Annotated in this window: 8 protein-coding genes; 5 read left to right on the plus strand and 3 right to left on the minus strand. The window is 67.6% G+C overall.

Annotated elements, in window-relative coordinates; translation table 11 throughout:
- Positions 1-228 precede the first annotated feature (228 nt).
- Complete coding sequence (locus ACIQZO_RS40145; protein WP_403636325.1) at positions 229-2,505, minus strand: restriction endonuclease; 2,277 nt, start codon at positions 2,503-2,505, stop codon at positions 229-231.
- 1,294 nt (positions 2,506-3,799) lie between these two features.
- Here ACIQZO_RS40145 and ACIQZO_RS40150 point away from each other — a divergent pair.
- Entirely contained in the window at positions 3,800-4,033 is a 234-nt protein-coding gene (locus ACIQZO_RS40150; protein WP_185301024.1) for a type II toxin-antitoxin system VapB family antitoxin, read from the plus strand.
- On the plus strand, positions 4,030-4,437 hold the full coding sequence (locus tag ACIQZO_RS40155; protein ID WP_403636327.1) for a PIN domain-containing protein: 408 nt from the start codon (positions 4,030-4,032) through the stop codon (positions 4,435-4,437). Before ACIQZO_RS40150 ends, ACIQZO_RS40155 begins: the two co-directional genes overlap by 4 nt.
- A 767-nt stretch (positions 4,438-5,204) precedes the next feature.
- Here ACIQZO_RS40155 and ACIQZO_RS40160 read toward each other — a convergent pair.
- Positions 5,205-6,362, minus strand: a complete 1,158-nt coding sequence (locus tag ACIQZO_RS40160; protein WP_403636329.1) for a glutamate--cysteine ligase — start codon at positions 6,360-6,362, stop codon at positions 5,205-5,207.
- Positions 6,363-6,576: 214 nt separating this feature from the next.
- Here ACIQZO_RS40160 and ACIQZO_RS40165 point away from each other — a divergent pair, with 214 nt between their 5' ends.
- On the plus strand, positions 6,577-7,839 hold the full coding sequence (locus ACIQZO_RS40165; RefSeq protein WP_403636331.1) for an MFS transporter: 1,263 nt from the start codon (positions 6,577-6,579) through the stop codon (positions 7,837-7,839).
- 9 nt (positions 7,840-7,848) lie between these two features.
- Here ACIQZO_RS40165 and ACIQZO_RS40170 read toward each other — a convergent pair whose 3' ends face one another.
- Positions 7,849-8,211 (minus strand): cupin domain-containing protein, encoded by a 363-nt coding sequence (locus tag ACIQZO_RS40170; protein WP_403636333.1) that lies wholly within the window; start codon positions 8,209-8,211, stop codon positions 7,849-7,851.
- A 48-nt stretch (positions 8,212-8,259) separates the two neighbouring features.
- Here ACIQZO_RS40170 and ACIQZO_RS40175 point away from each other — a divergent pair, with 48 nt between their 5' ends.
- On the plus strand, positions 8,260-9,123 hold the full coding sequence (locus ACIQZO_RS40175; RefSeq protein WP_403636334.1) for a helix-turn-helix domain-containing protein: 864 nt from the start codon (positions 8,260-8,262) through the stop codon (positions 9,121-9,123).
- Positions 9,124-9,296: 173 nt separating this feature from the next.
- Complete coding sequence (locus ACIQZO_RS40180; protein ID WP_403636336.1) at positions 9,297-9,428, plus strand: hypothetical protein; 132 nt, start codon at positions 9,297-9,299, stop codon at positions 9,426-9,428.
- The last annotated feature ends 91 nt before the right edge of the window (positions 9,429-9,519 follow it).

Consider the following 9,519-nt stretch of genomic DNA (forward strand, 5'->3'; position numbering starts at 1 on the left):
AGCGGGTACTTCCTCGGGGCAGCCATCGGCTGGGTTCCTCTCATGAGACCCATCTGACCCTCTGTCACCCATCCCCGCATCTCGGGGGAACCTCCCTCGGCTGGATGATGTACAGAGTGCCTCGGGTACGGGCACATAAGTGCCGAGGCCACCATCACGAGCCGATTACACCGCGTTCTGCTCACGAACCTACGTGCTGTGGGTGAGTCCGACCGGGACGGCTCCCCATTAGGCGTCCGGCTCCTCAGGGGAGCCAAGTCTCCCCAACAACTCGGTGACTAGGGCGTCGTCGCGACCGAATCCGGGCTGCAGCAACCAGCGGATGTCTACTTCAAGGGGAGGCGCCGCGGGTTTCTCTGCAGCACGCCGGGCATCGTCGAACCTTGCCACCGCGATCGACGCAGCGGCAATTTCGGGCCGCTCGGATTCTTCGTCACCAATAAATCGGAGAAGCTCACGCATCCTGTCGATATAGTACGGGTTGTCGCCGCTTTCGTCATGCGTGACGAGATTGCGGAGATCTTCGAGTGCGCCACGCATCAGCTGTTCCCGCGCATCGCTCGTGGGAAGCCCGGCGGATAGTTCTTCCAAGAGGCTATGCAGCTCAACCAGCATAAAAGCATCCGCGTCCTCTTCGGGATACATTAGGTCGGTTCGGATCCCCTCGGACACGCGGTCGCGGAACTGTTTAACTCGGTCCCCCGATACCAAAGTACTTCCACTCAGCGCATTCGAAAGACTCACCATATGCGAATGATGTTCGTAGGGCGTTAGGTAATATTCTGTGGCCTCCAAGGTAAAAGTTGCGAGCGGGATGGAACCCAGCATCTCAGCCGTCTCAAGAACCCATTCCAGATGGCTGGCCCGGGATTCATCCTCCTCCGAGAGAGACGTGTCCACGCGGTCGATCGTGTTGCGGACCGCATCAACCAGGCACTGTGGGTGCGCCTTGAGCTGGGCAAGGATCCCGATACCATCGGCCATCTCCGCCGCGGCGACAAGGCTGTAGACCTGCCTCGGCTCGACGCATGCAGCCAACAGCTCCCGGATGCGCACTCGATCGGCGTGGAGGTGGTAGCGCATGTAGTCGTTGATTGACGGATTATGAGGATATACCGCACCGTCATCAAGGCGCAGCATGGTTCCCTCCAGTAGTTGTAGCGCCTTGCGGAAGGTCCGACCGTCAGCTGCCGCGCCGAGGGCGCGACGATAGCGCGACCACGACTCCTCCAGGGTGTTCAGCTCTGCGGACTGAAACGTAAAGAGTACTTCCAGTAGATGAACCCCTTCGTCCGGAACCTCGTTTTCAACTATGCGTTCCCACACACGCCGGGGATCCGTAAGATTCTCCATCATCGTGTTGACCGCATCGCCACCGCCCTTTGCGCGAGGCGCGAGCCGCAGAGTCTCTTCGATCAGGCGAGGATTGAAGTTGTTGTGCTGGACGATCGGTCTCCAGGCCGCCGGGTCGGCGAATCTAGCTTTCTGATCGGATGACAAAGAGGACCGGCGGACGTGGTTGTAGAGAATCTCGCCGCGCACCCCGAGACTCAGATCATTGAGGCAGACGACTGTGGTGGCACTCGCTATCTCGGGATATGTGAGTCGGTCGTGTCTGAGGCGAGCGTGTTCGAGGATGTAGTCGCGGGTCGTCATGATCAGAGCCTTAAGGGGCGAGCGCTGGATTTCGTCGATGACCGAAAGGATCCTGGAGTCCTCGTTCTTGTTGAGTGAGGACTCCAGGGTGGTCTGGCCAAGGAAATCGTCGTAGAGAAAGACCTGCGGCACTGTCTCGTCCCACAGGTCAGTGATCTCCTTGATGTCGCTGGATACTTCATGCAGCTCGTAGCCCTGGTCCATCAGCCAGCAAGCCAGCATGAGGGCGTTCGTCGTCTTCCCCACGCCAGGTACCCCCGCGATGACACAGACGCGTTGCTCGCTCAGGACCTCCTTGGCACGTTCGAAGCCCTCATGGGGGACGAAGCTCTCGGCGCTTCTGATTAGGCGCCGGCGTAGCCAGGAGGACTGGAGATGCTTACCTTGGTGCAGCACAGTCCTCAGGATTGCCGTGCTGCTCAACCAGAGTCGAAAATGGCGCCGGACCAGCTCCGGGCGACTCCCAAGCTCCGCAACGATGCTCTCCAGGCCGTGAATGTCGCCAGCGCCTCGAATGTAGGGGTGGAAGGCTGCCCGCAACTTTTCCTTGCCGTCCACAGTGAGTCCCACGCTGGTGGCGATGACATACCGGTCCGGTTTCAGCCCGATGACCTTGGGCAGTTCGTGCTTGATCAGGTGTCGTGTCAACTGAGCCTGGCTGCCACGAGGCCAGTGCTTGCACTGCACGATGGTCGTCGTTCCATCGTTGGCAACGTGCCGCAGGTCGATTCCGTGATCGCGGCCGCGCGGGAAGATCTCGAGCGGCACGCCAAGCATGTCGCCGAACAGGTCGCGGCAGACCACCTCAAAGTCATGGTCCGTCAGTCGCCCTACGTCGAAAGAGTCCATGCCGCCCTCGCCCAGATCAGACAGATACCACTCACGGGGCCATTCTGCCTTCGGGTGAGTGCGCCGCCGGAGGGAGATCACCGCATAGCGTGATCAGGGCGGGTGGCGTCCGTGCCGAACGACGCTCAGCGGCCCGGCCGGCGCCACCGCAGTTTCGCCCCGTCGAGCCTCCCCTACTGCATGGACGGCAGACGTCGACTGACTGGGGCACCGTACGACGGCCGCGTCCAGACCACCTCGACACGAGAAGAAGGGCTTTGACGGAAACAGGGTGCTCGATGGTGGGCGCAGTGACAGGGGCGTACGTGCGGCATCCGGCACGGCCGAAAAGACAGCGACATGGCTGAATTCAGCCTATCGGTTGGGTAGTGGCAGTTTCGTTTCTCGGGCCACCGCTGGGCGGCGCTTCCGCGTGCCGTGGTCTGGCGGAGATGGGTGGGGAGCGACTGCTGGGGCAGAGGGTTCCGTCGCTCCAGCTGGTCCTGTTGACTGTGACGCAGATCCCGCCGAATCGGTTGGCCGCGCACCCGCAGCCTGACCTAGATCCGTGAACCTATGCGGTCACGGAACTAGGCAAGCCGGACGGAAGTACCGGGGACTGCGGCCGGCAGCGGGGCCAGGGCGTTTTTACCGTCAATCTGAGGGTGTCCTCGGCCACGGACGGCGTTACGCAAAGTGACGGTGTGCGAGGCGGCCTTGTGTCAAGGCGTGGGGAACCGTAGCAACTCGTGCGGTGCTTCGGGGATGCTAGCTAGCCGGAAAAGCCGTCGTGAGCTTCGCGGGTGCGGTGGGAGTGCGGGACGCAGGGAAAGTGGTGCGGCGAACGCCGAACGGTTCCCGATCGAGCAGGATCGAGGAGGACACAGCCGGATGGAAACGGATAGATATGTCCGGCCCGTCGGCATCTTCGCAGGTGAGACGCGTCACTGAAATGGGTTCGAGTCCCACCCGCCCCACTCCCGCAGGTCAGAAGAAACCTTCTGACCTGCAGAAACGCAGTTCTCGCGGCGCTGGGATCCCCGTGCCGGTGTGGCGAGCGTGTGGCGGTGCCTTCCCCCGCAAGCCCGTAGAGGTCTGTGACCTGGGGTTTCGTTCGATTCGTCGGTGGGACGTGTGGTGGTCGGGTCCCACGGCCGTTGAGGGAGGCGCTGCACCCCACCCAGCCCCGGCGCATTGTGCGCGACATCGGCTCCTCTGCGCATGGTCTGCCTCGTGCGCGATGAGCCGCCGTCGCGGATGTTGGTGGCGTATCATGGTTATGTACATCGTGGACGCGCGGGAAGGGGTGCCTGGTATGTCTGTGACCCAGGTGGATCTTGATGATGAGGCGTTGGCCGAGGCGATGCGGCTCATGGGTGCCTCGACGAAGAAGGAGACAGTCAACGGGGCTCTGCGGGACTACGTGGCGCGTATCAAGCGGCTGGAGGCTGCCGAGAAGCTGGCGGCGCGGGGTGAGCGGGGCGAGTTCGAGGCTGCGGCCGCGGCGCATGCGGCTGCCAAGCGCGCCCGGCGGGCAGCCTTCGAATGATCACGTACCTTCTTGACGCGTCCGCCCTGTGGCACCTCTTCCGTACGCCAGGGGCGTTGCGGCCCTGGGAAGGGCACATCGCCGCCGGCGTGTTCCACATCTGTGAGCCGACAAGGGCGGAGTTCCTCTACTCGGCCACAAGCCCCGCCCATCGGGATGAATTGGCCGAAGATATTGACGACCTCTGCCACCTCTCGCCGGTTCCCAAGAGCGCGTGGCGCTGGGTCGACACCGCGCAGTACAAACTCACCCAGCGCGGGCAACACCGCGCCGCCGGAGCCATCGATCTCCTGGTGTGTGCGACAGCGGTCCACCACGCCCACACGGTGCTCCACGTGGACCATGACTTCGCCACGGTGGCGGCGGTCCTCAAGGAAGTGCAGCAGCGAGACGTTCGCGCCTGACTCCTCGCTGGCGTCAAGGGCGAACTACCGCACGTGGATGGCCATATGGCTGAGGATCGTCCCGTAGTCACTGGCGGGCGTGCGACGACAGTTCCGACACCTCGCCGGGGTGTCGCAACACCCGCATACATCCAGTATGCGAACCCCCCTCCGACTTGCGACGCACCGCATCCGACGTCGCGCACTGATCCACCACGGATCACGGACAGCCCCAGGCGAATCCCACGCCGGGCCCACCCCGATGAAGCCTGCCGGACGCACAGCTGATCGACCCGCTCTCGCGCGGATAAACCTCGCCGTCGGCGCGCTCCGCCTGGCCGGGCGGGACACAACATCACCGAGGGCCTACGCCATCACGTCTCTGGCGACACCACGACCCGATGCTTCCGCCGTCGAGCCGTCCGCTACGGAACGTAGCCGCGTCTTGTGGACGGTAATGGGGCCAGAGGCTCACGAAGCTCGGCGCAGCCCAGGGGTGATCCGGTGCTCCGGAGTTCGAGGTCCCGCCGTACACCTCGGGGTAGTGGTCGCGTTGCAGCGGAAGAGGAACTGGTGTGGCGAACGCCTAACCGCTCCCGATCGAGCTGGATCGAGGGGGATGCAGCCGGATGGATAGGGGTGATTTTGTCCGTTGTTTTGGCATCGTCGCAGGTGAGAGGCATCACTCCTATGGGTTCGAGTCCCGCCCGCCCCACCGCAAGCCGCAGGTGCAGAAACGATCGCACCTGCGGCTTTGGTGTTTCCGGGCGGTGGTGCGGGGTGCGGGGCTAGAAGTCCTCCGTCTCGTCCGTGAGGTGGCGCAGGACGTCCGTCAGGTCCTGGCGGCGGGCGAATGCCGCGCGCTGGCGGTGGGCGCCCGAGCCGTCGCGCAGGAGGCTCGCCAGGGTCTTGGCCGCGTGGTCGAGGTCGCCCGCCGCGGCCAGTTCCGGGGCGACCAGGTCCAGCAGGGCCTCCGCCAGGTCCGCCGCGGGGAGTTCCGTCCCCGTGTACGGGTCGAGGCCGAAGCCCTCCAGGCCGTCGTGGGCCGCCCGCCAGCGCGCGAGACGCAGTACGTCGTCCCGCACGGCCGGCTCGGGGCGGCGCTCCGCGATCTCGCGCAGCGCCGTGGAGACCAGCGCGCGGGCCAGTTCGGCCTGCAGGACGGCCGAGTCGATGTCCGGGGACATGTCGGGCGCCCGGATCTCGAGCGTCGGCCAGTGCCCGGAGGGGCGGAGGTCCCAATAGACCATCTTGGTGTCCAGGGCCGCCCCCGAGCCGAGCAGGGTCTGTACCGAGCGCCGGAAGTGGGCCGTGGACGTGAAGTGCGGGGGCAGGCCCGCCGAGGGCCAGCCGGACCAGGCCATCGCCCGCCAGCTGGCGTGACCGGTGTCACGGCCGCCCCAGAACGGCGAGTTGGCGGCCAGCGCGATCAGCGTGGGCAGCCAGGGTCTGATCCGGTTCGACACGGCCACCGCCGTGTCCACGTCGAGCGTGCCGATGTGGATGTGGCGGCCGCAGCTGACCAGTGTGTCGGTGAGCGCACCGAAGCGGCGGTGCTGCTCGCGCTGGCGCGGCTCGTCGTCGGTCAGGTGCAGCGGGCCCTTCACGGCGACGACCGGAGAGGGCGCGGCCAGCAGCCGGCAGCCGTGCGCGCGGGCGGCGCGGCCGAGGGTGCGCCGCAGGGCGGCGAGCTCGGCGCGCAGCGTGGCGGCCGAGTGGGCGATCGGGGTGGATAACTCCACCTGGTAGCGGGTGCCCTCGGGGTGCAGTTCGCCGGGCAGGCCGCCGGCCGTCGCGAGGACCAGCGGGGCGGCGGGGACCACCCGGAAGGTGCGGGCGTCGACGAGCAGGAACTCCTCCTCGACGCCGACGGTGAGGGGAACGGCGGGGGGCACCGTGTTCTGCGTCGTGCCGGTGCTCGTGGTGCTGTTGCCAGGTTCGATCACTACGCCTCCCTGGACATACGAGTCTTTTCATCATGAGCTGAACCCGAGGTGGGGAGCGCACGTCGATTCAGTCAAATGTCCGGTGATAGTGGCGAGTTACCGGCAATGATCCGTCCGCGCCGAAAGTCGGGAGCCGGGTGTGGCGACTGTTGCCGGTGTGTGAAGCGGCGAAAAATCCCCGAGGGTGCGCGGCAGCCGGTGGATATCATCCGCTGTGACCCGGACGACCGCCCCACCCCAGCTCTGGCAGCGAATATTCGCCGACCTGACCCCGATCAGCGCATCCGCGGACTACCGGAGGCTGTGGTTCGGCGGAACCATCTCCTGGGTCGGCCAGGCGATGACCACCCTCGCGATCTCGCTCCAGGTCTGGGACATCACCCGCTCCAGCTTCTCGGTCGGGCTCGTCGGGCTCTTCTCACTCGTCCCGCTCGTCGTCTTCGGCCTCTACGGCGGTGCGATCGCCGACACCGTCGACCGGCGCAAACTCGGCCTCTACAGCTCGCTGGGCGCCGCCGCCCTCTCGATCGCCCTGGCCGCGGCCGCGCTGCTCGGCTTCCACCACGTCTGGTTCCTGTACGCCGTCGTCTCCCTCCAGGCGGTCTGCGGGGCGCTCACCGGTCCGGCGCGGTCCGCCATGATCCCGAGGCTGCTGCCGACCGAGATGCTGCCCGCCGCCAATGCCCTGAACTCCGTGACCATGACCTTCGGGATGATGGTGGGCCCGGCCCTGGGCGGATTCATCGTCGCCCTCGGGGGCTACCAGACGGCCTACCTGATCGACGCCGTCACCTTCACCGCCGCGCTCTACGCAATGTGGCGGCTGCCGTCGATGAAGCCCGACCGGGCCGAGGGCGCGCGGGGCAGGGCCTCCGTCCTGGACGGACTGCGCTTCCTCTGCACCCGGCCCAACATTCGGATGACCTTCTTCTCCGACCTGGCCGCCATGGTGCTCGCGCAGCCCCGGGCGCTGTTCCCGGCCATCGCCGGGCTCTGGTTCGGCGGTGGCCCCGGCACGGTCGGCCTGCTGGTCGCCGCGTCGGCCGCCGGGGCGCTGCTCGGCGGGCTGTTCTCCGGCTGGCAGAGCCACATCCGCCGGCACGGACTGGCGATCCTGCTCGCCGTCGCCGGGTGGGGGCTGGCCGTCGCCGTGTTCGGGCTCACCCGGAACCTGTGGCTCGGCATGTTCTTCCTGGCCCTGGCCGGGTACGCGGACACCGCCTCCATGGTGTTCCGCACCACCATGCTCCAGGCCGCCACCCCCGACGACATGCGCGGCCGCCTCCAGGGCGTCTTCATCGTGGTTGTCGCGGGCGGACCCCGGCTCGGGGACTTCCTCGCCGGGGCCGCCGCCGACCTGACCTCCCCGACCGCGGCCATCACGGGCGGCGGGCTGGCGTGCGTGCTGGTGCTGGGCCTGCTCGCGCTGCGCTGGCGGAACTTCGCCCGCTACGACGCCCGCTTCCCGCAGGCCTGAGGCGCATCCCTACGCGTCCACCGGCTCCCGGGTGCGGTCCCCGCCCTCGGCGCCGGTGTTGACCGTGCCCGCCGGCTCGAACAGGAGGATCTGCGCCTCCTCGGCCGCCACCGGGCAGTGCTCGACCCCGCGCGGGACCACGTACATCTCGCCGGGGCCCAGGACCACGTCCCCGTCGGGCAGCCGGATCGTCAGGGTGCCGCCGACGACGAGGAACAGCTCGTCGGTGTCCTCGTGGGTGTGGCTGATGAATTCGCCCTGGAGCCGGGCGAGCTTGACGTCGTAGTCGTTGACGCGGGCGATGCGCCGCGGGGCCCACTGCTCGGTGAAACCGGCCAGCTTTTCGGCGATGTTGACCTTGCGTATCGTCATACGGACAGCGTGGGGCCGTGCCCGCGGGCGGTCTTGTACGTTCCTGACATGGCCGCGATACGTCCGCGCAGCATCGTCCGGGCCTGGCAGCCGCCGGTGCCCGGGATCGCCGAGGTCTTCCACGCCCGCTTCACCGCGCACGCGTACCCGGCCCATGTGCACGACACCTGGACGCTGATGATCCTCGACGGCGGACGCGTGGACTTCGCCCTCGACGGGGAACGGCACGGCGCCGGGGTATCGGATCAGGTGATCCTGCTGCCGCCGGGGGTGGCCCACGACGGGCGGACCGTCACCGAGGCCGGCTTCCGCAAGCGCGTGCTGTACCTGGACGCCTCGGTGCTGCAGGAGCGGCTGACCGGGGCCGCGCTCGGTACCCCGCTGCTGGCCGATCCCGCGCTCCGCGAGCGCGTGCACGCCCTGCACCTGGCGCTCGCGGAGCCGGAACCCTTCGAGGCGCAGTCGCGGCTCGCCTTCGTACGGGAGCGGCTGCACCGGTGGCTGGAGGGGCGAGCGGGCGCGGGGCCGGGGGAGGTGCCGACAAGGATGCCGGGCGCGCGGGTCGCCGTACGGCTGCGCGAGCTGCTCGACGCGCGGGTGGCCGAGGGGATCACGCTGGAGGAGGCCTCGGCCGAGCTCGGGCACCTGCACCCCACGCACCTGATCCGGAGCTTCAAGGCGGCCTACGGGCTGCCGCCGCACGCGTATCTGACCGCGCGGCGCGTCGCGGTGGCGCGGCGGCTGCTGCTGGCGGGGGTGGGGCCGGCGGAGGCGGCGGTGACGGCCGGGTTCTACGACCAGGCGCACCTGACGCGGCACTTCGGGCGCCATGTCGGGATCAGCCCGGCGCGGTTCGCCCGGTCCGGGGGCGGGTCCGGGGGCGGGTCGGGGGGCCGGACCGGCCGGTTGTGAAGGGAAGTTGGCCGGTGACGGCAAGGATGCGCGGGGCCGGACCCTCCAGCGCGTCCGGACGTGGGAGCGCGGCAGCGACGGCGGGTGGCGATCGGGGACTTCGCCGACTGCCCGACGCTGGGAGCGCCGTCGAAGCTGCCGCAGAACCACCCGCTGGTGGACAACACCGAGGGATGGTCGTCACGGACCACGACGGCCCCGGCCGGCTGCTGCTGGCCGGCGACGACAACGAGCTGACCCGGCAGATCACGCGGTTCTACCGGATGGACGTCCGGCTTCCGGCCCGCAGGAGCCCGGGCCGCTAGATGAATGAGTCCAAGGGGTGTCCTCACTGTCAGTGGTCGTAGGCGATCAGTGACCGCTTGACCGGCTGCCCAGTCTTGTCGTTGTGCCAGA

This window comes from Streptomyces sp. NPDC097617 (assembly GCF_044761485.1).
In the GTDB taxonomy this organism is placed as follows: domain Bacteria; phylum Actinomycetota; class Actinomycetes; order Streptomycetales; family Streptomycetaceae; genus Streptomyces.

What these genes read in the sequence shown, in the direction of transcription:
- ACIQZO_RS40170 (WP_403636333.1), bottom strand. Translation starts at nt 8,211, where the DNA reads ATGACGATACGCAAGGTCAACATCGCCGAAAAGCTGGCCGGTTTCACC.
- ACIQZO_RS40145 (WP_403636325.1), bottom strand. Translation starts at nt 2,505, where the DNA reads ATGGACTCTTTCGACGTAGGGCGACTGACGGACCATGACTTTGAGGTG.
- ACIQZO_RS40150 (WP_185301024.1), top strand. Translation starts at nt 3,800, where the DNA reads ATGTCTGTGACCCAGGTGGATCTTGATGATGAGGCGTTGGCCGAGGCG.
- ACIQZO_RS40175 (WP_403636334.1), top strand. Translation starts at nt 8,260, where the DNA reads ATGGCCGCGATACGTCCGCGCAGCATCGTCCGGGCCTGGCAGCCGCCG.
- ACIQZO_RS40180 (WP_403636336.1), top strand. Translation starts at nt 9,297, where the DNA reads ATGGTCGTCACGGACCACGACGGCCCCGGCCGGCTGCTGCTGGCCGGC.
- ACIQZO_RS40155 (WP_403636327.1), top strand. Translation starts at nt 4,030, where the DNA reads ATGATCACGTACCTTCTTGACGCGTCCGCCCTGTGGCACCTCTTCCGT.